General features: G+C 48.8%; 19 protein-coding genes and 1 pseudogene. 3 read left to right on the forward strand and 17 right to left on the reverse strand.

Features of this window, described 5'->3' with window-relative positions; all coding sequences use genetic code 11:
* Window position 1: 1 nt before the first annotated feature.
* From PGL02S_RS22970 to PGL02S_RS23050, 17 genes are all read right to left on the reverse strand, one after another.
* On the reverse strand, window positions 2-1,420 hold the full coding sequence (locus PGL02S_RS22970) for a UDP-N-acetylmuramoyl-tripeptide--D-alanyl-D-alanine ligase (RefSeq protein ID WP_036637885.1): 1,419 nt from the start codon (window positions 1,418-1,420) through the stop codon (window positions 2-4).
* The gene (locus PGL02S_RS22975; RefSeq protein WP_006209073.1) at window positions 1,417-2,904 is read right to left on the reverse strand and encodes a UDP-N-acetylmuramoyl-L-alanyl-D-glutamate--2,6-diaminopimelate ligase; all 1,488 of its coding nucleotides are present in this window, start codon (window positions 2,902-2,904) and stop codon (window positions 1,417-1,419) included. Before PGL02S_RS22975 ends, PGL02S_RS22970 begins: the two co-directional genes overlap by 4 nt.
* Window positions 2,905-2,964: 60 nt before the next feature.
* Window positions 2,965-4,908: a stage V sporulation protein D gene (locus PGL02S_RS22980; protein ID WP_006209072.1), complete on the reverse strand. Its 1,944-nt coding sequence runs from the start codon at window positions 4,906-4,908 to the stop codon at window positions 2,965-2,967.
* Between the two features lie 86 nt (window positions 4,909-4,994).
* The gene (locus PGL02S_RS22985) at window positions 4,995-7,190 is read right to left on the reverse strand and encodes a penicillin-binding transpeptidase domain-containing protein (protein WP_244892248.1); all 2,196 of its coding nucleotides are present in this window, start codon (window positions 7,188-7,190) and stop codon (window positions 4,995-4,997) included.
* A gap of 84 nt (window positions 7,191-7,274) precedes the next feature.
* Window positions 7,275-7,691, reverse strand: coding sequence for a cell division protein FtsL (locus tag PGL02S_RS22990; protein WP_036637879.1), 417 nt, complete (start codon window positions 7,689-7,691; stop codon window positions 7,275-7,277).
* 32 nt (window positions 7,692-7,723) lie between these two features.
* The gene (rsmH, locus tag PGL02S_RS22995) at window positions 7,724-8,677 is read right to left on the reverse strand and encodes a 16S rRNA (cytosine(1402)-N(4))-methyltransferase RsmH (protein WP_063455994.1); all 954 of its coding nucleotides are present in this window, start codon (window positions 8,675-8,677) and stop codon (window positions 7,724-7,726) included.
* Between the two features lie 75 nt (window positions 8,678-8,752).
* On the reverse strand, window positions 8,753-9,190 hold the full coding sequence (gene mraZ, locus PGL02S_RS23000) for a division/cell wall cluster transcriptional repressor MraZ (protein WP_006209069.1): 438 nt from the start codon (window positions 9,188-9,190) through the stop codon (window positions 8,753-8,755).
* Between the two features lie 208 nt (window positions 9,191-9,398).
* Window positions 9,399-10,667, reverse strand: a complete 1,269-nt coding sequence (locus PGL02S_RS23005; protein ID WP_036637874.1) for an adenosylhomocysteinase — start codon at window positions 10,665-10,667, stop codon at window positions 9,399-9,401.
* 41 nt (window positions 10,668-10,708) lie between these two features.
* On the reverse strand, window positions 10,709-12,340 hold the full coding sequence (bshC, locus tag PGL02S_RS23010) for a bacillithiol biosynthesis cysteine-adding enzyme BshC (protein WP_036637872.1): 1,632 nt from the start codon (window positions 12,338-12,340) through the stop codon (window positions 10,709-10,711).
* 190 nt (window positions 12,341-12,530) lie between these two features.
* On the reverse strand, window positions 12,531-13,469 hold the full coding sequence (locus tag PGL02S_RS23015; protein WP_036637870.1) for an ABC transporter ATP-binding protein: 939 nt from the start codon (window positions 13,467-13,469) through the stop codon (window positions 12,531-12,533).
* Complete coding sequence (locus PGL02S_RS23020; RefSeq protein WP_036637867.1) at window positions 13,466-14,461, reverse strand: ABC transporter ATP-binding protein; 996 nt, start codon at window positions 14,459-14,461, stop codon at window positions 13,466-13,468. The genes PGL02S_RS23015 and PGL02S_RS23020 overlap by 4 nt, the downstream gene beginning before the upstream one ends.
* A 13-nt stretch (window positions 14,462-14,474) precedes the next feature.
* Window positions 14,475-15,425: an ABC transporter permease gene (locus PGL02S_RS23025; protein ID WP_006209064.1), complete on the reverse strand. Its 951-nt coding sequence runs from the start codon at window positions 15,423-15,425 to the stop codon at window positions 14,475-14,477.
* 2 nt (window positions 15,426-15,427) lie between these two features.
* On the reverse strand, window positions 15,428-16,360 hold the full coding sequence (locus PGL02S_RS23030) for an ABC transporter permease (protein WP_006209063.1): 933 nt from the start codon (window positions 16,358-16,360) through the stop codon (window positions 15,428-15,430).
* Between the two features lie 208 nt (window positions 16,361-16,568).
* A complete protein-coding gene (locus PGL02S_RS23035; protein WP_006209062.1) occupies window positions 16,569-18,227 on the reverse strand; it encodes a peptide ABC transporter substrate-binding protein in 1,659 nt (552 codons plus the stop codon).
* 149 nt (window positions 18,228-18,376) lie between these two features.
* Window positions 18,377-18,763 carry a DUF3397 domain-containing protein gene (locus PGL02S_RS23040; RefSeq protein ID WP_036637861.1) on the reverse strand — a complete coding sequence of 129 codons (387 nt, stop codon included), beginning with the start codon at window positions 18,761-18,763 and terminating at the stop codon, window positions 18,377-18,379.
* 12 nt (window positions 18,764-18,775) lie between these two features.
* Window positions 18,776-19,741 carry a ketopantoate reductase family protein gene (locus PGL02S_RS23045; protein ID WP_036637859.1) on the reverse strand — a complete coding sequence of 322 codons (966 nt, stop codon included), beginning with the start codon at window positions 19,739-19,741 and terminating at the stop codon, window positions 18,776-18,778.
* A 141-nt stretch (window positions 19,742-19,882) separates the two neighbouring features.
* Window positions 19,883-20,533, reverse strand: a complete 651-nt coding sequence (locus PGL02S_RS23050) for an RsfA family transcriptional regulator (RefSeq protein ID WP_036637856.1) — start codon at window positions 20,531-20,533, stop codon at window positions 19,883-19,885.
* A gap of 343 nt (window positions 20,534-20,876) precedes the next feature.
* Between PGL02S_RS23050 and PGL02S_RS23055 the strand changes: the two genes are divergently transcribed.
* The 3 genes and pseudogenes from PGL02S_RS23055 to PGL02S_RS28910 form a co-directional block, all read left to right on the forward strand.
* Window positions 20,877-21,113 carry a DUF2626 domain-containing protein gene (locus PGL02S_RS23055; protein WP_006209059.1) on the forward strand — a complete coding sequence of 79 codons (237 nt, stop codon included), beginning with the start codon at window positions 20,877-20,879 and terminating at the stop codon, window positions 21,111-21,113.
* Between the two features lie 251 nt (window positions 21,114-21,364).
* Window positions 21,365-22,477, forward strand: a complete 1,113-nt coding sequence (locus PGL02S_RS23060; RefSeq protein ID WP_036637854.1) for a coiled-coil domain-containing protein — start codon at window positions 21,365-21,367, stop codon at window positions 22,475-22,477.
* A gap of 105 nt (window positions 22,478-22,582) precedes the next feature.
* Window positions 22,583-22,720: pseudogene (locus PGL02S_RS28910) on the forward strand (IS3 family transposase); the annotation flags it as partial.

Genomic DNA, 22,720 nt, shown 5'->3' on the forward strand with positions numbered 1-22,720 from the left:
CTCACCCCCTCACTCCGTTGTTGCCGCCAGGCAGGGCCTTCAAAGCATCGACCACGTGCTCCAGCCTCATCCCGCGCGAGGCTTTCACTAATACGATATCCTTCTCGGATACGTGCTCAAGCACAGATGCAATCAGCTTCTCTTTATCGGTGAAGGAAAGCACGGCCCCATCAGGGAAGCGCAGCTTTGCTCTCTCCGCCGTATGAACCGACAGCGGCCCGTAGGTAAACACAAGATCCGCATTGTCCGGAGATAAATAGTCTCCTATCTCCGCATGGAACTCCTCTTCCCGCTGACCAAGTTCCAGCATGTCCCCGAGAACGGCGATCCGTTTGCGATAGCCTTTCATATCGCCCAGCACATCCACAGCCGCCTTGACCGCCGTCGGACTTGAATTATAGGCATCGTTCAGCACAGTAACCCCAAACGGGGTCTCCACCGCTTCAATCCGCATGCTGGACAGCTTCAAATTGGCAAACCCGCTGCGAATGGCTTCATCGCCGATGCCCAAATGAGCGGCAACCGCCATCGCCGCGAGCGCGTTAACCACGTTGTGACGCCCGAGAAGCGGCAGGCTGAAGCCTTCTCCTGCATGTCGGTTCGACGTGAAGATGATGCCTCTGGCATGAAACATCAATCCAGTTGGGTAATCGTCGTTAGTCTCCTGATTCCCAAACGTAAAGGTGTTCAACCCCTCCGGCTTCACCGTAGACTCTTCCGCAAGCACCTGATCGATCAACGGTTCGTCTCCATGGTAGATCAGCAATCCGCCTGGCTTCATGCCGCTGATGATCTCCAGCTTGGCGCGAGCGATTTCTTCCCGGGAACCGAGCTGCAGCATATGGGCTTCGCCAATATTGGTAATCACGGTCATATCCGGGCGTGCTATGGTCGAGAGCAGTTCGATCTCATGCCGTCCACTCATACCCATCTCAAGCACGATGATGTCGGTATCTTCTTTCATGGCCAGTACGGTCAGCGGAAGTCCGATATGGTTGTTGTAATTGCCTTGTGTCTTGTGCACTTTATACGTGGTCTCTAGCAGCGCAGACACCATGTCCTTAACCGTGGTTTTACCATTGCTGCCGGTAATTCCGACTACCTTCGCACTGGTCTCCGATAAATACGCCGCAGCCAGCGATTGAAGCGCCGTCAATGTATCCTCAACGAGAATGAGCGGCAGATCGGGAACAGGCTGATGATCCCGCTGCCAGAACGCCGCGCCCGCTCCGCTTGCAAGCACGCTTTCGGCGAACTCGTGTCCGTCAAACTTCTCGCCCACAATCGGAACAAACAGATTGCCGGGCTGTATGGTTCGGGAGTCAGTACCGACTCCTTTAATGATGATGTTGGCATCTTGGTTACGTGAGAGCGTGCCGCCGCACAGGTCGGCGATGCTCTTTAATGATTTATGGATCACTTTTGTCTGCCCCTTATCGCGTCTTTGGCTACGATGCGGTCGTCAAAATCAAGCACTTCGCCCGCAATCAGCTGGTAGGTCTCATGACCTTTCCCCGCAATCAATACTACATCGCCCGGGCTTGCCATTTCAATAGCCTTTTCAATCGCCTTCCTGCGATCAACAATGAGATTGTAGCTTTCTGCTGCCACTCCGTCCTCAATCAAGCCGGCTTCGATATCCTTCAGAATCAAATCCGGGTCCTCGGTACGCGGGTTATCGGAAGTCACCAATACAACATCGCTATATTTCGCGGCAATTTTGCCCATGATCGGACGCTTGGTTCGATCCCGGTCACCACCGCAGCCGAATACCGTGAGCACACGGCCTTCCGCGAATTCATTAACGGTACGAAGCACGTTTTCGAGACCGTCCGGCGTATGCGCATAATCCACGATTACAGCGTACGGCTGGCCCTCATCCACAACCTCCACGCGTCCATCCACTCCGGGAACGGACTCCAGGCTGCTCTTGATGTCCTCAAGCGGCACGCCCTCGAGAAGCGCTGCAGCGATGGCTGCCATCGCGTTATATACATTGAACTTCCCTACCATGCGAATCGAAATATCTGCGCTGCCACGGAATGTGTCCACATGGAACGAGGTGCCTTGAGCAGTGATCGATATGTTGCTGGCCCGCACATCCGCATCTTCTCCCAAACCGTAAGTAATTACTTCGGCAGCGGTAATCTTCGCAAAATAAGCGGAAGCATCATCATCCGCATTCAATACTGCATATTTGCGCGATTTTTCATCCTTGGCAAAAGCGTTGCCCAGCCGGGAGAAAAATAACCCTTTCGCTCCGCGGTACTCTTCCATGGTGTGGTGATAGTCCAGATGATCCTGCGTCAGATTCGTGAATATGGCGGTCCGGAAATCCGTCCCCTTCACCCGGCCCTGCTCAAGTGCATGCGAGGATACCTCCATCACACAGCACTCGGTGCCTGCGTTAGCCATGTCGTTTAAGTAACGCTGAAGCTCCAGTGCCTCCGGTGTCGTTCTCGGCATCGGGAAAGACTGATTGCCGTATTTCATCTGAATCGTTCCGATCAGTCCGGTCTTCAGGCCGTGGTCGTTCATGATCGTCTCAATCAAATACGTTGTAGTGGTCTTGCCGTTCGTTCCGGTTACACCGATCATCTTCATGCGGGCGCTCGGCTGATCGAAAAAGGTGTTAGCCAAGCCTGCCATCGCAAACCGGCTGTCTTTTACGATAACCTGCGGAAGATCAACCTCGAGCTTACGCTCAACGACGAGTGCGGCTGCGCCTTTCTCCGCGGCCTGGGCAGCAAACAGATGTCCATCTACCGTATGACCCGGCAAACAAATGAACAAATCCCCCGGCTTCACTTGTCTGGAGTCTGTTTCAATCCCCGTAATTTCAACATCTCCGGATCCATCGATCACAGCAGCAGCCAACACGGATGATAATTGCTTCAATTTCATTGTTATCCCTCTCTCTATATATCTGCATCATCCGACCCGCTTGCCGGCTGGATGATGCCATTAATGTTCGTGTTTCGATTCCTCGGGGTCTTCACCCATATAAATCCGAATGGTAGAGCCTCGCTCCACCCGGCTTCCCGGCTTTGGCGCCTGGGAAATGACCGTATTGCCGGTCCCGGACCTAGCCAGCATGAAATTCATATTCAGATCCTCATACAAATCCTGAACCGTCGCCCCGACCAGGTTCGGCACGGTCACCGTTGGTGTCTCGCCGTATTTGTACTCGCGGGCAAGCTGATCTTTACGCGGCGGAACATTCATGTAGTGCAGTGCATCCTCCAGAATGTTCTGCACGATGGGAGCAGCCACGACGCCACCGAACTGAATGCCCTTCGGGTTGTCAACGGCTGTGTAGACCACGATCTCAGGGTCGTCCGCAGGTGCAAACCCGATAAAGGATACGATATGCTCCGTTGACGAGTAGCGTCCATTAATGACCTTCTGGGCGGTTCCTGTCTTCCCGCCGACTCGATAGCCGTCGATGAAAGCCGGGCGACCGGTTCCCTTGGCTACGACGCTTTCCAGCGCCTCGCGCACCTGCTTGGATGTTTCTTCCGAGATTACTTGTCGGACGAGCTCCGGCTCGATTTCCTCAACCGTCTCCCCCGTCTCCGGATTGATCCACGCCTTGGCTACGTGCGGCTTGAACAATTTACCGCCGTTAATGGCAGCGGATACTGCCGCGACCTGTTGAATCGGTGTAACCGATACCCCTTGGCCAAACGCCGTTGTGGCCAGCTCAACAGGCCCGACTTTATCAAGCTTGAACAGGATTCCGTTCTCTTCTCCGTTCAAATCAATGCCCGTCTTCGCTCCAAAGCCAAAATCGCGGATATACTGGAACAGACTTTCCTTACCCAGTTTCTGGCCCAATGCCACAAAGCCCGGGTTACAGGAGTTCTGCACAACCTCCATGAAGGTTTGGCTGCCATGACCGCCTTTTTTCCAGCAGCGCAGTCTCGCTCCTCCAACCTCCACGGCACCACCGTCGAAAAAGTGATCGTTCTTCAGATCCACCTTGTCCTCTTCGAGCGCAGCAGCAAGTGTAATAATCTTGAACGTCGAGCCCGGCTCATAGGTCATCCAGATCGGTAAGTTGCGATTATAAGTCTCGGCCGAGAAATCCTGGTAGCTGGCAGGTGAGTATCCCGGCCTGCTAGCCATCGCCAATATCTCTCCTGTCTTGGGATTCATGGCAATTGACCAGGCTCCATTGGCCTGATACTTCACCATGGCCTGATCCAGCTCCCGCTCCATGATGGACTGAATCGATTTATCAATCGTTAACTCTAAATTCAGTCCGTCACGAGGCTCCACGTATTTTTCCGAAGAGCCGGGCATGATTCTGCCGCCTGCATCGGACAGATAGGATATTCCGCCATCGAACCCTTTCAGCTTGTCTTCATGTTTGGCCTCAAGTCCGGTAAGTCCCTGGCTGTAGGCCCCCGTAAATCCTAATATATGGGCGGCCAGATCGCCATAGGGGTAATAGCGCTTGTTATCCTCAGCAACAACGATACCCGGCAGCTTCAAATCACGAATTTCCTGAGCCAGCTCCATCGTAATTTTTCGTCCACCGGGATTTATCCGTTCCAACCTCGAACGTTTGGTAATAATCTTCTTGATATCGGCTTCATTCATGCCAATAAGTCCTGCCAATGTTTTGGCTGTATGGTCCGGATCCTTGACTTGTACAGGAATCGCCCAAATGGTCGGTGTTGTTATATTCGTAACCAGTGCGGTCCCATTACGGTCCAGTATTTCGCCACGCTGTGCCGCAAACGGAATATCACGGCGCCACAGATCCTCCGCCTTCGCCGACAGCTCCGCACCTTTCCCGATCTGCACATAGGCTAGTCTGATGATCAGTGCAGAGAATAGCAGGAGCAGCAGCAGCAGGCTCCAGAGCAGCCGTCTCCGCTGAGATACCTTGGATACTTTCACCTAAGCTTCCCTCCCCGTTTGAACCCGAAAGCTCATGAAATGCGTTCTTCACATGAGTATTCGGGACAACCTTGGGTTAGAACAAGCTATTCCCCATCTGCCTTGCCTTCAGTTTCACCTTCGCCGGTTGCTCCGGCTTCGTTATCCGCAGGAGGCTCAGCTTCATCCTCCGGGGTATCGGTTCCTGTTAACAATTCCTCCGCGGATTTAAGTGTTAATTGCACGATTCGCTGACCATTCTCTTTGGCTTCCAATTGGGAAGCAACGTAGCCCTCGCCCTGAACGTTAACCTTTACTTTCATCAGTGTGAGCACTTCCATTGCATCCCTTAGCGATTCGCCCTCTAAATTCGGAATTTCCATCGTCGGACTATCCTCTGTTAGAAGATAAATACGCTGTCCTGCACTAATGGTAGCTTTTGGAGGCGGATATTGCTCCTTCACCGTGCTTCCATTACCCAAAGTCTCAAACGCCACTCCATCCTCTAGAAGTTTGGCTTTTGCTTCGCTGAGCTTCATCCCCGTAAAGTCTGGTGCTTCAGGGAAATCCTTCGGAGCCGTTCCCGGATTCGATTTTTCTTTATCCGGAGTACTGTTCGATTTGGGAACGCCCCAATAGGTCAATGTCTTGGAGACAATCTCTTTAAATATAGGTGCTGCCAGTGCGCCGCCGCCCTTTTCCACGTTTGGTTCGTCAATGATGACCAGCACGGCAATTTTCGGATTCTCGACCGGAGCGTATCCTATAAATGAGACAACTTGTTTGGAACGATCTTTATATCCATCACTGGATTTAATAGCGGTACCGGTTTTTCCCGCAACACGATAACCGTCAATATAAGCCCTCCATCCGGTCCCGATATCTTGATCGGCAACAACCTGTTCAAGATATTTCCCAGTTTCACGGGCTGCCTCAGGAGTGATGACCTGCCGAACAACTTCCGGCTCAATTTTCTGAACCTTGCCCGTGTTGGGATCTTCGATCTCCTTCACCATATGAGGGACCATGAGCTTGCCTCCATTGGCAACGGCCGAAATGGCCGCAATCTGTTGAATAGGCGTTACAGATACGGCATAACCGTAGGTCATGGTTGAAATATCGGAATCATAAGTCATATTCAAGGTACCCAAAACTTCATGCGGGAGATCGATATTCGTTTTCTCCGTAAACCCGAAATCCCGAATATAGTTCGTAAATCGCTCCTTACCGAGCATTTCGTAGCCCAATTTTACAAAAGCGACGTTACTCGACTTCTTCACGCCTTCCAAGTAGGTGATTGGACCCCACCCTACGCTGTTAATGTCGCGGTGGGTTCTTCCCCCCGCTCTTATGGATCCAGATTGATAAATGGCACCCGGGTTAAACAGCTTCTCCTGCACGGCACTGGCCAGCGTTACAATCTTGAAGGTCGATCCCGGCTCATATCTTGAACGCACAGCATGATTATTAAAATTCTTTTGATTCCATTCCGAATATGTATTGGGATCAAAAGTTGGCATATTGGCCATTCCCAGTATTTCCATCGTGTTCGGATCCGCCGCGATCACCGTCATACTGATTGGTTTATACTGGTTATACGTCTCGCGCATCGCTTCCTCGATATAATACTGGATTGTATCGTCCATCGTCAGTACTAAATTTTTCCCATTTATCGCAGGCTGGTATAACTCATCCTCGCTCGGGAGCTTGATCCCTTTCTTATCGCTCTTGTACGCAGCGAATCCGTCGGTTCCCTTCAGATCCTCATCATAGTATTGCTCAATACCCCCGACAGCCTTACCCTGACGCTCGGTATATCCCAGGATATGCGCAGCCAATGTCTTCTGGGGATAATAGCGTTTTGACTCTCTTTGAAAGCCGATGCCCGAATCCGCCACTTTACCGGCAGCCTTTAATTTTTGGTTCAAGCCATCACTAAATTCTTTAACCTCTTCCATCTTCTCCTGGTCGATTTTCCATCCTTCATTGCGGACTTCCCGGCCCTGGAGGTACTCACCTTTTTCATTTTTGGCCTTGACCAGTTTACGGAGCTCATCCTCATCCTTGCCGAGTATTTCATGCAGCCCCTTTACCACCTCGTTCTCCAAGCCGTTAGCTTGAATGACGGCCGGGTTCAGAACAACCGTAAACGCAGGGGCATCCATGGCCATGATATCGCCGTCCCGATCCATAATCGTCCCGCGCGTTGCGGGAAGATCCTGTTTGCGCGACCATTTCGACACGGCTTGTTCCTTCCAAAAATCGTTGTCAATGACCTGCAGCCAAAACACCCGACCAATCAATAAAGCAAAAAAGAGGGTTATACATCCCCCTATTAGCACAGTACGCAGTTTAATTTTTTTTATCATCGGTCAAAACCTCACACTTCAATCATTTTGTCCCGAGTCTGAATCCTGTGTCCCGGTTGATCCCGAGACGGGTGATAGATGGATCGCGTTGTCATCCTCAATAGGCACATAACCAAGCTCTTTGGCCTTCTCCAATACTTGCGTCTCCAGTGTCTGCTTCTCAACCTGAAGCTGATTGATATTCCGTTTCGCTTCTACTATCTTATTGTCCGTATCATGAATCTGCCGGTTCAAATCATAAGAATGAACATGGCTCATGCCGATGACGCCCATGACAATAACCACGAACACCACGGACAACAAATACAGCAGCTTTTCTTTTTGGGGAAGCTGGGAACGACGTTTAATGACTTTCGTCTTCTCGAGATAAGCGGACTGCTGCTGCGTTTCCTTCTGTCTCTCCTGTACGGCTAAATTGCCGCGCGTGTAAGCCATGGCTGATTCTCCTTCTTCAGGGATTTTACGTTCTACAGTTTCTCCGCAATCCGCAGCTTCGCCGATCGTGCTCTTGGATTACTCTCAATCTCTTCCGCTGAGGGGATGAGCGGTTTACGGTTAACCAGCTTCAGGTCACCTTGGCCGCCTCCGCATACACACATCGGAAAATCAGGAGGGCATGTGCACTTGGGAATGTAACTGTTGAATATTTGTTTGCATATCCGATCTTCGAGCGAGTGGAAAGTAATGACGGAGACTCTACCACCTGGTGCAAGACATCTCACGGCTTGGTGAAGCGCGTCTTTGAATGCACCGAGCTCATCATTTACCGCAATGCGAAACGCTTGAAAGCTGCGTTTAGCTGGGTGGCCGCCCGTTCTCCGAGCTGCGGCTGGAATCCCTTCCTTTATCATTTCGACAAGCTCTCCGGTTGTGTGAATAGGACCCTGTACCCTTCTTTCCACAATAACCTTCGCAATTCGCCTTGAAAATTTCTCTTCGCCGTATTCGTACAATATTCGTGCGATTTCCTGTTCCGGCCATTCGTTTACAATCTTGGCTGCCGTAAGCTCAGCGGATTGATCCATCCGCATGTCCAGCGGGGCGTCATGATTATAACTAAACCCTCTCTCCCCCTCATCGAATTGCGGAGAAGATACGCCCAAATCGAACAGTATACCGTCAACTTGTGGCTGCCCGTTCTCGTCAACTCCCACTTCGCTTCGGAGCACCTCCTCCAGATCGCGAAAGTTAGTTTTGACAAGGGTAATCCGGTCCACGTAAGGCTTCATGACTTCCCTGGCATTGTTCAATGCCCAGTCGTCCTGATCCAGTGCGATTAACCGGCCATTCGAACTTAGTTGGGAAGCGATGAGCGAGCTGTGCCCTGCTCCCCCGAGCGTATAGTCAACATATATACCGTCTGGTTTGATGCGCAGCCCTTCTGTCGCTTCTTGCTTAAGCACTGTGATGTGATGGAACAAAGCTGCAGCCCTCCATTGTTTCTCATTCATGATTTTTAAATAATACTTGTCCATTTACAAAGTTTCACATGCCGGTCATAGATCAAAATCAAAGTCTACCAGCTTCTCAGCAATGTCGTTAAATGTTTCCTCCGACTGCTGATAGTAATTTTGCCACTGCTCCTTGCTCCAGATCTCCACTCGGCTCGATACGCCGATGACGACGCATTCTTTCTCGAGCTTGGCGAACTCGCGCAAATTGCCCGGCAAATTTACCCTTCCCTGTTTATCCCATTCACATTCCGTCGCCCCGGAGAAAAAAAACCGGGTAAATGCGCGTGCATCCGACTTCATGAGCGGCAGGGACTTGAGCTTCTGCTCCATGATGGCCCATTCATCTCGGGGGTATACAAAGAGGCAGTTATCCAAACCGCGGGTTACGATAAATGAATTGCCCAGGAGGTCACGAAATTTAGCAGGGATAATGATTCTCCCCTTATCGTCGATGCTATGCTGAAACTCCCCCATGAACATCAGGCATTCCACTCCTTAACCCCGATTCCCCACTTTGCACCACTTTCCACCACTTTAGGATAATAGATTCGGCGTCAAGAATCAAATTCCTTCAAAGATGCATTTGTTTTTTTGGAACTTTCTCTCAGAACCACCGCGCAAAAAACCTCCTTTCATTCCTCATTGGGAATAAAAGGAGGTTTGCAAATGATCTAAAGCTGCTGCGGTATTAGTGCTGAGCCCAGCTGTCCAAGTAGGATTTCTGCTCATCGCTCAGGCTGTCAATTTGGATACCTAGACTTTCCAGTTTATATAATGCAACCTGTTGATCCAATTCGTATGGAACATTAACGACACGGTTACCGATACGCTGGTATTGATCATTCACATGTTTAAGCGACAACGCCTGAAGCGCAAACGTCATATCCATGATTTCTGCGGGATGCCCGTCTCCTGCCGCAAGATTCACAAGGCGGCCTTCTGCAAGCAGATAAATCTTGCGGCCATCGTTCAGATGATATTCCTCGATATTGCGTCGAACCGTACGAACCGACTTGGAACGTTCCGTGAGGTCCGGCTTATTGACTTCTACATCAAAATGACCGGCATTCGACAGGATCGCTCCGTCTTTCATGACATCGAAATCTTCCCCGCTGATTACATCCCGGTTGCCTGTCACCGTGACGAAGAAATCTCCCAGCTTCGCTGCTTCACGCATCGGCATAACGTGGAAGCCATCCATGTAAGCCTCAACTGCCTTAATAGGATCAATCTCGGTCACAATGACGTTGGCGCCAAGACCTTTAGCGCGCATAGCCACGCCCTTGCCGCACCAGCCATACCCTACAACGACGACGGTTTTGCCTGCAACAACCAGATTTGTTGTCCGGTTGATTCCGTCCCATACCGATTGTCCGGTTCCGTACCGGTTATCAAATAAGTATTTGCAATACGCATCATTTACAGCGACCATCGGGAATTTCAGAGAGCCTTCTTTCTCAAGCGACTTCAGTCGCAGGATTCCTGTTGTTGTCTCTTCGGCACCACCCCGGATTCCTTCAAGCAGATCCGTGCGCTCCGAGTGGAGTATTGTTACGAGATCCCCGCCATCATCAATGATCAAATCCGGTCTTGTCTCCAGAGTTGAAATGAGGTGCTGCTTATACTCTGCCGGATCCGGATTATACTTGGCAAACACCGTAATTCCGTCTTCTACCAGCGCGGCGCATACATCGTCTTGCGTAGACAACGGATTACTGCCGGTAATGGTCACTTCAGCTCCGCCAGCCTGAATGACCTTTGCCAGGTAAGCTGTCTTCGCTTCCAGATGCAAGGAAATGGCCACTTTCAAGCCTTTGAATGGCTGTTCTTGTTCGAACTGCTCGCGCACCCGGTTCAGTACCGGCATATGCGCCTGCACCCAATCAATTTTCAGATGGCCTTCCGGTGCCAGTTTCAAGTCGGTAATATTGCTGGTTTGTATTGATGATGAGCTCATATTAACAGCCTCCCGTGATCTGATGATTGAATTCCTGCTCATTATACGTAAACAACCCGGTGAATGCCCGAACTTTCGTATGGGATTTCCATCAGGCTATCCACCAGATTCAATCCATAACGATTCATGTATTCAAGGATGTTGTACACCCTCTCCTGAGGCTTGCCTTCCGGTAACAGCGTTTGCTCGATCCGCTTCCACTGTGCCAAGGCGGCCTCATGCTGCTGTTCCAATGCATTCCGGGATTTACTCAACAGGTAATCCATCTGCTCCAATATCTTATCTTTATTGGTTAATCCTAATTTTAACAGTCCTGACTGCATTCTGCCAAGATCTTCTATTAAGGGTTGATATAAAGCTTCAAATTGTTCACGGGTCTTGCTGAATCGATCCTCCAGATTCAGTTCGTCCTTGCTCGCAAGCCATGTCTCGCGCTTCTTGTCCAGGCGGTTCTGAACATCTTCGAAGGATATTTCATATTTCTCCATGAGTTTATGGACGGTTCCGTCTACGATGGAGAACGACATTCTCGGTATGATCAGCGGCATCTGCAGACCTAAATCAGCAAAGGCATAACGCGTAATCGCCCAATAAGAAATTTCCCCCGGACCGAGTACCGTTCCCAGCACAGGCAGCAGACAATCCTGCATAATTGGGCGAGTCAGCACATTGTTGCTGAAACGCTCGGGATGCGCATGCAAATCGCGAAGAAGTTCCTGCTCTGTGAGCGTAACCATGCCTTTACGGTCAGAGAATACATTCCCCTCCCGGTACAGCAGCAAGCGTCTGCCTTCATGCAGGTAGAACAGGTTAGCCCCATTCTCGGAAACATCGGCCTGAACATCATAACCAAGTCCCTTGATATCCCTTGCAGCCTGCTGATACGAAAGTCCTAAGGTTTCATTGTGAGTGATCAGCGATTCGAATACAGGTACTTCCAGCGCCCGAAGTCCGGGGTCCGCCGAATCCAGCAGTATGAGGCCATATTTGCCAAACAAACGGTTGATCAGTTTAGCGAAGGCCTCGCTGAGCCCCCTCGAGCCGTTACACGCATCACGTGCCAGCTTCAATATATCTGCCTTGTACTCGCTGTCTGACAGCTTCGTTTGCAGCTCTGACAGCATCAAATTCCAATCCTCTTCGGCAACGCCAGTGTAACTGACAGACGTTCTAAGCCCATCCTTTGCGTCGAGCTTGATTTTGGAAATCTGCTGGTCCTGACGTAGGAAAAAGGTATGATTCACTTCATCCCAGTCATGATCCTCCCCAGCAATCCAGAACACAGGCACAACGGGACGATTCAAGCGTTCCTCCGCTTCACGGGCGGCTTGAATGACGGTAATCGCTTTATATATAACTAGCAGGGGTCCAGTGAACAGCCCGCTTTGCTGTCCGCCAACCATGGTTACCGTTCCCGGCTGCTCCAGAAGCTGGAGTGATGTATGTACGGCGGGATGATCATTGTGTAGCTGATTATACGTACGAAGACAGTCTACCAGCACTTTACGCTGAACTCGCTTATCTTCGGAAAGATCCAGCCATTTTACCCGCTCGGCATAGCCGTGCTCGCTGCGATGATCTTCACCATAGAACCCGCTTACCCGTTCGAAGTGGTGAATATAATCCTGAGCGAGACGCGAAGCGAGGGACAATGGTTCCGGAACGATATTCATGAGGTCTGCCTCCTATTCTGCGTCGCAACCAAATCTAGATTGTTAAGCACTCGAATTTCTTATATATGATTAGCCTTTCTTGATTGTACCGAATGTTGGCATTCTGCGTCAAAGGAAAAGAATAGCCGCCGGCATACAAGCCGGCGGCTATTCTAGAGATCAGCATTTCTGGATTTAGGACAAGCGCGCTTTAAGCGTAGGCTTTAGCAACCCAGTGTCCTTTAGATACCTCTACCAGCTCCGAATCCTTCACGTCCAGCTGGACGGTTCCGTCCTCGCCTTTGGCTGCTGAAATCGGTCCCTGCATATCATTCTCGAGCTTGAGACGTTTTTTGTTTGCCTCGATTTCCGGATCCGGAATCGGAATCGCGGACAGCAATGTTTTGGTGTACGGATGGATCGGATTCGCATACAGTTCTTCACTATCTGCCAGCTCCACCATTTTACCCAAGTACATTACCGCTACCCGGTCACTGATATGCTTAACCATGGACAAGTCATGCGCAATGAAGAGATAAGTCAGGCCAAGACGATCCTGCAAGTCCTTCAGCAAGTTAACAACCTGCGCCTGGATGGAAACGTCAAGCGCTGAGATCGGTTCATCACAAATGATGAATTTAGGGTTAACCGCAAGTGCACGGGCTATCCCGATCCGTTGACGCTGACCGCCAGAAAATTCATGAGGGTAACGCGTCGAATGGTCACTATTCAAGCCAACCATATCCAGCAGCTCCTCGATCCGCTTCTTGCGCTCGGCGCGGCTGCCTGCCATTCCGTGAATATCCAGTGCTTCTCCGATGATATCCGAAACCGTAAATCTTGGATTCAGCGAGGCATACGGATCCTGGAAAATCATCTGCATGTCACGGCGCATCGCCTTCATTTTGCCCGGAGACAGCTTGTAAATGTCGGTTCCGTTAAAGTTAACGCTGCCGGCAGTTGGTTCGTAGAGCCGCAGAATCGTCCGTCCTGCTGTTGACTTGCCGCAACCGGACTCTCCCACCATACCAAGCGTCTCGCCTTCGCGAATATAAAAATTCAAGTCGTCGACCGCTTTAAGGATGTTGCCCTTACCGACATTGAAATACTTCTTAAGGCCCTTTACCTCGATCAAGTGGTTATCCTTCATGAACCTTGCGCCTCCTTCGCCATCGGATGCAGATTCCAGCAGCGCGCCATATGCGTGTCACTGAATTCCGTTGCGCCCGGATCTACCCGTTCACAAATTCTCATAGCTTCATCACAGCGCGCAGCGAACGGACAGCCTACCGGAGGTTTAATGAGATCCGGCGGTGTTCCGATAATCGGAATAAGCGGCTCGTCTTTTTTCTGATCCAGACGCGGCATCGAACGAAGCAGGCCTTTGGTGTAAGGATGCTGGGGATTTTTGAATATCTCCCATTTCGTTCCGGTTTCCACGACTTCACCTGCATACATAACGATAACACGGTCACACATTCCGGCAACCACACCAAGGTCATGCGTGATCAGAATGATCGATGTTCCGAGGCGCTCCTGCATTTCCTTCATAACATCCATAATCTGTGCCTGAATGGTAACGTCGAGTGCCGTTGTCGGCTCATCGGCGATCAGCAGGGTCGGCTTGCATGCAAGCGCGATGGCTATCATCGCACGCTGGCGCATACCGCCGGAGAACTCATGCGGATACTGATTGAAGCGTTCCTCTGCATTTTTGATGCCAACCAGCTTCAGCATTTCAATCGCATGTTTTTTTGCTTCCGAGAAGGACATCCCTTGGTGCTTAACCAGCACCTCCGTGATCTGCTTCCCTATTCTAATGGTCGGATTGAGCGAGGTCATCGGATCCTGGAAAATCATTCCGATATCCTTGCCGCGAATCGCTTCCATCTGTTTATTGGTTTTTTTGAGAAGGTCTTGTCCTTGGAAAATGACCTCTCCTTTTTTAATTTCTGAGGGCGGGGACGGAATCAATCGCATAATGGTCTGGGCAGTAACACTTTTACCGCTTCCGGACTCACCGACGATGGCAACCGTCTCCCCCTTGCCGACTTCAAAATTCATGCCGCGCACAGCCTTTACTTCACCGCCGCGAACACGAAACGATACGTTGAGGTCCTTCACCTGCAAGATCGGTTCCATACCTTCCCACCTCCTATTTTTTCAATTTCGGATCAAGAGCATCACGCAGTCCATCACCGAAAATGTTGAATGCTAACATCGTCAAGCTGATAAATAGAGCAGGGAACAACATCCGCCATGGATAGTACATCCATCCGGACAGCGCATCATTAATCATGGAGCCCCAAGAAGCGACCGGAGCTTGAACGCCAAGACCAAGGAAACTCAGGAAGGCTTCGGCGAAAATTGCACTAGGCACCGACAAGGTCAACGTAACGATGATCGGTCCCATCGCATTGGGTATCAGATGCCGGAACAACAAGCGGGAAGTCCCCGCACCCATGGAGCGAGAAGCAAGTACATACTCTCTGCTCTTGAGCTGCATGATCTCGCCCCTTACAATCCAGGACATATTGATCCATCCCGTGATGGTTAAGGCGAGTATGATCGTCCCTAAACTTGGTTCGAATACAACGAGCAGCAAAATCGTAACAAGCAGATATGGAATGGAATACAGAATTTCTGCAAACTTATTCATAAACTCATCTACACGGCCACCGAAGTATCCCATGATGCCGCCATATATAACACCAATCATCAAGTCAATCGCAGCTGCTGCAAGACCAACGGTCAATGAAATCCGAGCGCCCATCCAGGTACGTACAAAAACATCGCGTCCCAGGTCGTCGGTTCCAAACCAATGTTCTGATGAAGGCGGCATGTTCGTATTCATCAAATCATTCGTTTCATAGTCATAATTAGAGATCATCGGGCCAATAATCGCCATGACGACAATCAGGATCATAATAATCAAACCGGCCATCGCTAGCTTGTTCTTACGCAATCTCTCCCAGGAATCTCTCCACGAGGATAAACTTTCACGCTGTATTACTTCAGATTGTTTCTCATCAGGACCAATCTTCTGAAAATCTTCAGGCTTCAGGTTTAGTGCCGCAGGATGAGGCATACTTTGTTCTTTCTCCATGTCTACCTCTCCTTCCCGCCGGTCAATTTAATACGTGGATCAACGAATATATACACGATATCCGTAATGAAACGCGCCAGCATCAACAAGATGCCGTAGAAAATGGTGATACCCATAATCACTGTATAATCACGGTTTGTAATACTTTCAACAAACTGCTTACCGATGCCGCCAATACCAAAGATCTGTTCAATAACGACCGAACCCGTGATAATATTTGCTGTCATCGGGCCGACGTAGGTTACGACCGGCAAAATACCATTTCGGATAACATGACGGAACATAATGGCAAACCAATTAAGTCCTTTCGCCTTCGCCGTCTTGATATAATCCGAGTGCAGCACTTCCAGCATGCTGGATCGTGTCAAACGGGCAATAAATGCAATCGGTTGAGCAGATAACGCCATAACTGGAAGCACGTAATCAAGCGGTCCTTCAAAGCCCATAACATTGAAAATGCCTGCCTTCTCCGCCAATAGGTACTGCAGCAAGGATGCGAGTACAAAACTCGGCACCGCGATTCCCAACACCGAGACAATCATAGCGATGTTGTCAATCAGCTTGCGGTGATACAGTGCTGCAAGCATCCCCAGCAGGACACCCACGATAACGGATACGACAATCGCGATGAGACCCAGTCGCAGTGAAGGCCCGAACGTGTCGACAATAATATCAGTAACGGATTGTCCCTGTTTCTTCATGGACAAACCAAAATCACCCTGGACGATGTTTCCCAAGTATTTCGTATACTGCTGAAACAACGGTTTATCTAAATCATACTGTTCCATCAACCTCGCCAAAATTTCAGGCGATGGCTTTTTCTCTCCCATAAACGGATCGCCCGGTATGGCTTTCATAAGAAAAAAAGTGGCTGAGATCAGTATGAACAACGATACAAGCATATAAAAAAACTTACTCGCCACATACCTCAGCATTTCGCTAGCCTCCTGATCAGTTGTTCTAAACCAAGCCGTCTATACAATTGTATAATTCCAGAACGGATTGAGCATCCCTTAACTTTCCCCAACGGACACAAGATTTGGAAACCTTGCGCTCATACAAAAAAATCGGGATATATATGAGGTTTGAATGCCCCACATATATATCCCGAACCGTAACCTTTTATAATTGGTTTACAAAAGACTACTCGATATATGCACGTGTGAAATCGATATCACCTTTATAATCCAGATGGAGGTTTTTCACCCATGGTTTAACCAGGGACACACTGGAGTAGTAGTAAATTGGCATTACAACCTGGTTGTCTTGAACAAGAATTTTCTCGGCTTTGGACATCAGTTCCATGCGCTTAGCATTATCGCTAGTAGCATAAGCATCTTTCACAAGTTTGTCATATTCTTCGTTCTTGAAGCCAGTGTCGTTGTTACCACCATTGGATGTCCACATATCGATATAAGTCATCGGGTCGTTATAGTCTGCTCCCCAACCGGAACGTGCAATTTGATAGTTCAGATCCGTACGGTTTTTCAGGAATACGCCCCACTCTTGGTTTTGAACTTTCACATTAACCCCGAGATTGTTCTTCCACATATCGGAAATCGCAAGTGCAATTTTCTTGTGGTTGTCATCGGAGTTGTGGATCAGAGTAACTTCAGGCAATGTGGTATAGCCTTTTTCCTTCATACCTTGCTCGAGCAGTTTCTTAGCCTCTTCAAGATTTTCTTGGAAGTAAGTATCCGGTACCTCTGTGCGGTACTCGTCGGACTCACCCTTGATACCCGGAGGAACAAAACCAAATGCAGGGATTTGTCCGCCTTGCGTAATTTTTTCTACAATTGCCTTACGGTCAATCGCCATCGAGAATGCTTTACGAATGTTCACATTGTCGAATGGTTCTTCGGTAGTGTTAAAAATATAGAAATACGTCGATGAAATACCTTTGATCATCAGCTCATCGCCAAGTTCCTTCTTGATCGCACTCAGCTGATCCGTCGGGATGTTGCCTGTTGGATGTCCTGCATAATCCAACTCATCGTTACGATAGCTTGAAAGTTCAGTAGCAGAGCTGTTTACGATACTCATTTGAACTTTTTCAAGTTTGATGGAATCCTTGTCCCAGTACTGGTCGTTCTTCACAAGCTCGATCTTTTGACCTTTGGTCATTTGTGAAACCTTGAACGGACCGTTACCGATCAACGTATCCGGCTTGGTTGCCCAAGAAGCATTTCCTTCAACGGAGCTGTGAACCGGGAAGTACGTTTGGAATGACATCAAGCTGAGGAAGTAAGGTGTAGGGTTTTCGAGTGTAACTTCCAATGTATAATCGTCAGTTGCCTTTACGCCAACCTCATTAGCGTCTTTAATGTCTCCAAGATTGTAAGCTTCAGCATTTTTGATGTAATACAGCTGATAAGCGTATGGTGATGCAGGTGTAAAGTTTGGATCAAGTACACGTTTCCAAGCATACTCAAAATCTTTTGCTGTTACTGGATCGCCGTTGCTCCATTTGGCATCTTGGCGAAGGGTGAAGACATATTTCAGTCCATCTTCAGAAATATCCCATTTTTCGGCTACGCCTTGCTCTTCGGTGCCGTCCGCACCTTTACGAACCAAACCTTCAAATACAGAACTGATTACCGTATTCGATGTGTTATCCTGAGCCAAGCCCGGATCCAATGTAGGAGGGTCGGAAGCAAGGTTCATGCGGAAGACCTGCTCTTTAGGCTTGTCCGTTCCGCCATTATCGGCGCCTTCGTTCTTGTCAGCTCCACATGCTGCCAACACGGAGCTGAAAGCAAGAATAAGCGTCATAAGAAGCAGTAATTTTTTGTGTTTCTTCATCTTGCGGTATCCCCCTCATAGATTTTAGGTATATGCTTATCGATTATACAACCAGTGGTCAAAAAAATCCAGAAATCAATAAATTGAAAAATCTGCCTGACCCAAGGATCAAACAGATTTATCATTGAATTCTAGTTATTAGATTGTTCTTACGTAACTTTAATTATGTATGAAAGGATACCAAAAAATGTGAAAACTACGTAACCGAAACTCATAGCAACGAAGCCAAGCCGCCAGACGGCTCTCGCCAGTCTTTTGCCGTTAACCTTGCCCTTCCAGCGGTTCTGCGCACTTCCGATTAGCCCAGTTGCAATAAGCAGCATGAGGAGAATAAGATAGAACCCGGATTTGGACTGGAACGTATTATTAAACAAGGCGGATACCGAAAACAGCAGGAAAAAAGTGGTGACATCCATAGCCAGCCCAAACGCTTGTTTTCGATTTTTGTTTCTTTGCAAGACGATCATATAAACAAGGATAAATGGAATGAACGGAAATAGACTTAATGTATTAAACACACCCTGCAAGAACCCCATGCTTAAACCCCCCTATGTATTCATCCCCTCAATGAGCTGCACAATGAGCTCGTGTGTTGGCACCGCAATGCCATATTTACGCCCCAGGCCTACAATGCTTCCGTTAATCCAGGCCACTTCGGTCGTTCTGCTGTCCATAACATCCTTTAGCATGGAAGACGTGTTACCCGAAGTCGATTGACAGACAGCTACAATCCATTCCCAGAGCCTGCTCCCATAAGGAATGCCGCCCGCTTTATATACGGCGATCCCTTCATCATAAAGCTGCTGCATCAGCCTGACGCGTTCGGGCGATGATAACAGCTCTCCATTAGGAATCCGCCACAATGCAGTCAAAGGGTTAATCACCGCATTCATCAGCAGTTTACGATAGATCATCACATCCATTTCATTCGACAAAAAAGCTTCAAATCCTGCTCTATTCAGCTGTTTAACGAGCTCATTTTCATCATTTCCCTCTGAAACAGGGCTTGCAGAGTCCTGTTCGGGCATGAATTTGCCGATTGTCGTCGTTCCGCGGCCAGCATGCAATACAGATACGAGACTTGTGCGTTTGGCTCCCTCTGTTGTAATGGCCGCATACAGTGTCCATGCAGGCAGCAGTTCTTGAAGCCGCTCCAGATGCCCCGTCCCGTTCTGATAGCAGATCAGCCTGCGATGGTCTTGACCATATGGAGCCAGCACCCGGGCTGCCAGATCTTCGATCCCTTGCTGCTTCAACATCAGAAACAGATAGTCCGCATCGGCTGCAGCCCCTCGCTCGGCAAAGGAAGACAGTGTGCAGACCGTGAGCGAGCTGGAATCCATCCGCTTGTGCCGGCCTGTACCTTCCTCGATGGTGATGCCTGAAGCCTTCAGCATGTCCGCTTGCTCTTCACTGCGACACCATAACGTGACACGGCAGCCGGAGCTCGCAAGTTTGCCTGCATATAACAGGCCCAATGAGCCTGCACCGATGATATGTATATTCATGTTCATGTGAATCCTCCAAATGTAATCAAACGTTACGTACTAGCCCTAGTATATATCAGAATAATCTCCTATACGCACAAATAACCCGCCAAAGCGCATGAAATGCACTAATGCGGGTTACGGTGAATAGCAAAACAACCTTTTTTCCTATTCGATTCGTTCGAGATTACCGTTTGCATCCATTTTGAAGCGAGTTTTAAGTTCCTCATCCTCTTCGTTTAAGAAAGCCAATCTTCGTGCCCGATCCATAATCTGAATCAATGCCTTATAATCATCATTGACAACATGATAGTCAGTTTTCACTTCGCTTACTTCCTTTAGCAAACGTTGATTCTCACTGCGAAGCCTTGCGAGCTCATCCTCTTTCTCACGCAAACTCTTCTCAAGCGATTTATACTGACGCGAACTTTCCTGAAGCCCACCCTTCCATTGACGAAGGAAACGGATGACGGCATCAATAGAAAGCGTTTCTTCACTTGCACCTTCATTCTTGTATACATCCTGTTCCAGTTCCGGAGCAGCCAAGCCAGCAACCTGCGGTCCGCTTAAGGAAGGCTGCTTCTTATAATAACTTCTCTTCTGACGCTGAGATTTCGCCAAACTGATAGCATCCTCATATTTCTTGCGAACACAACTGTTCCAACGAAATCCGCATGCTGCCGATGTCCGGCCTATTCTTTCTCCCACTTCCTCAAAGGCAGCCAATTGGGTGCTGCCCTCACGAATATGACGCAGGGTCACCTCCGCCAATATCAGGTCGTCCTCTGCACTCCATGCATCCTGTCTCACTGCTGACATACCATAAAACCCTCCTAACGACATCCTAAAATAACCGTCTTCAATACCGTAAATCCGGCTGCTGAATAGGGTATAAAAACTGCTTAATTCATTTCTATGCCTCTCATAGAGTTCATAGAATCTATTTGATACTAAAATGTATTTCCATTTTGGATACAGATCATACTCTTACAGGAGGGAAAACCACCGATTAGCTGAATTTGTTAACGAATTCAATGCCCTGCTTCTGGATAATAATAAAAAATGAAGGGTTTTCTTGAGTTAGGCGTTTACACGTTTTTCCCATAACGCTATAATGTTCATAGCAGCATTATGTGCGTACATACGAGAGGAGGATATAATCGTGGCACGGATGTTTCGAGTCCTTGGCTTTTTCACCCTGACTATCGGGTTGATGGCCTTTGCCGGTGATCATATTGAAATGGCTCTGCTCTTCTTCCTGCAGACTGCATTTTTCGTGATCCTGGGATATTTGAAATTCACGGAGAGAACCTATATTCTTCTCTTCTGGGCTTATATGATCGTGACCTTCACGGGCTTTAGCTATTGGACGGTCTTCATTATGGGCAAACCACTCTAACAAGCATAACCATGCAAGCGATTTATCGATCTGCCGGCGGTCAACCTGGACAACCTGAGGCTGCGCTGGTGGGTTTTCCTTGCGCTTAGAGAACAAGTACTTAAAAAAGCGATCAGGTGCTTTAGCTGCCGGATCGCTTTTTTAGTTCCTAAGGATTGATAATTGAGTCGTACACGTCATATATTGGTTAAACATGAAGGGACAACGGATGGATTCCTTTCGACTAACAACCATTCAAGGAGGACTCCCGTTTGAATGTTCGAGTAAAATATCCGATCCTCCCGTTCTTGCTGTTCATCGCCCTGTTGTTCTGCTTCATTGCAGCTCCTGTCGCGGTATATTCGCAGCAGGAAACAAGTCCTGCTATGCCTGATTCGGAAGAGGCGCGCCAACTTCTGGAGAACAGCCTATCCATCGTGGAGATTGATCATGAAATTGAACGGATAACCAAACGTCTGGATGAATTGCAGGTGCTTCAGAATGAGCTGCAAATCAAGATTCAGGATATGGGCACACGCATTGATGATCGGCGGGATCGGGCAGGAGCTGTTCTTCGGTCTTATTACATAGGAGAACGGGATCACTTATTCTTGATGCTGTTTTCCGCCAAGGATTTAGCCGGTTTTTTTCGAATCATGGACTTCTACGATATTATCATTCAGAACGACCGGGATACGCTTACGGTTTACAACAATCAATACCGCTCCCTCGCATCAGCCCAGGCTGAAGCAACTCGAAACGCCGCTCAGCTCGCGGATGTAAAGGACAGCCTTGTCAAGCAGCGCGAGCGGGTACTTGCGCTTGAGAAGCAGGTTGACGGGGCTCTGACAGCCAGCGGCAACCCGGATGCGATGAAAAAGCTGATTGAAGAATTCACACGGTATTGGGAGAATGTAGGACTGTATGAGGTGAAACGTCACTTTCAGGCCCTGGCCAGTGCCATGGAGAATCTGCCGCAATTTGTCCAAGGTAGCAAAAATATGTTGAAAACCAACGGGAAGGTGTACACCATTGATATCCATGAGGATGATCTCAACGCATTTTTGAGGTCCCAGGATGAAATTTTTAATGCCTTTTCGTTTCATTTTGACGACGGGAAGGTGACAGCTACCGGTGAAAGCGGCAATCTATCCCTCCTGATTGAAGGAAAATACACCGTAATCAATGAACCGGAGAACGCCATCATGTTTCAAGTCGATAAACTTGTGTTTAATCGGCTGGAACTCCCGGATACAACCCGCAAAGCTTTACAGGAAGAATTCGACATGAACTTTTATCCGAAACAGCTGGTGTCCTTCTTGAAGGCAATCGAAGTATCGAGCGAGGACCAAAGACTCGTGGTGAAAATGGAACTGGACTTATAGCGGGCCCCCTCTCTCTGGTGCCGTAGTCCTGACAAAACGAACAAGCTGCCCTGGATTGAACTGCACCCCATTTGTTAGACATATCTAACAGTTGGAGGTGCAGTTTTGACTAAATTTACGAAGGATAGCAAATTGGCATTAATTCAAGGGTATGACTCTGATCTTCTGTCTCAAACAGAATACGCAAATCAAATGCGTGTAACCAAGTCTCAATTCCAATATTGGTTGAAGCTCTATGAGATG

Source organism: Paenibacillus glucanolyticus NBRC 15330, from assembly GCF_004000885.1.
In the GTDB taxonomy this organism is placed as follows: Bacteria; Bacillota; Bacilli; order Paenibacillales; family Paenibacillaceae; genus Paenibacillus_AQ; species Paenibacillus_AQ glucanolyticus.

Coding starts and splice junctions, on each gene's coding strand:
- PGL02S_RS22975 (WP_006209073.1), bottom strand. CDS start 2,904: ATGAAATTGAAGCAATTATCATCCGTGTTGGCTGCTGCTGTGATCGAT.
- PGL02S_RS22990 (WP_036637879.1), bottom strand. CDS start 7,691: ATGGCTTACACGCGCGGCAATTTAGCCGTACAGGAGAGACAGAAGGAA.
- mraZ (WP_006209069.1), bottom strand. CDS start 9,190: ATGTTCATGGGGGAGTTTCAGCATAGCATCGACGATAAGGGGAGAATC.
- PGL02S_RS23005 (WP_036637874.1), bottom strand. CDS start 10,667: ATGAGCTCATCATCAATACAAACCAGCAATATTACCGACTTGAAACTG.
- bshC (WP_036637872.1), bottom strand. CDS start 12,340: ATGAATATCGTTCCGGAACCATTGTCCCTCGCTTCGCGTCTCGCTCAG.
- PGL02S_RS23015 (WP_036637870.1), bottom strand. CDS start 13,469: ATGAAGGATAACCACTTGATCGAGGTAAAGGGCCTTAAGAAGTATTTC.
- PGL02S_RS23020 (WP_036637867.1), bottom strand. CDS start 14,461: ATGGAACCGATCTTGCAGGTGAAGGACCTCAACGTATCGTTTCGTGTT.
- PGL02S_RS23025 (WP_006209064.1), bottom strand. CDS start 15,425: ATGGAGAAAGAACAAAGTATGCCTCATCCTGCGGCACTAAACCTGAAG.
- PGL02S_RS23030 (WP_006209063.1), bottom strand. CDS start 16,360: ATGCTGAGGTATGTGGCGAGTAAGTTTTTTTATATGCTTGTATCGTTG.
- PGL02S_RS23035 (WP_006209062.1), bottom strand. CDS start 18,227: ATGAAGAAACACAAAAAATTACTGCTTCTTATGACGCTTATTCTTGCT.
- PGL02S_RS23040 (WP_036637861.1), bottom strand. CDS start 18,763: ATGGGGTTCTTGCAGGGTGTGTTTAATACATTAAGTCTATTTCCGTTC.
- PGL02S_RS23045 (WP_036637859.1), bottom strand. CDS start 19,741: ATGAACATGAATATACATATCATCGGTGCAGGCTCATTGGGCCTGTTA.
- PGL02S_RS23050 (WP_036637856.1), bottom strand. CDS start 20,533: ATGTCAGCAGTGAGACAGGATGCATGGAGTGCAGAGGACGACCTGATA.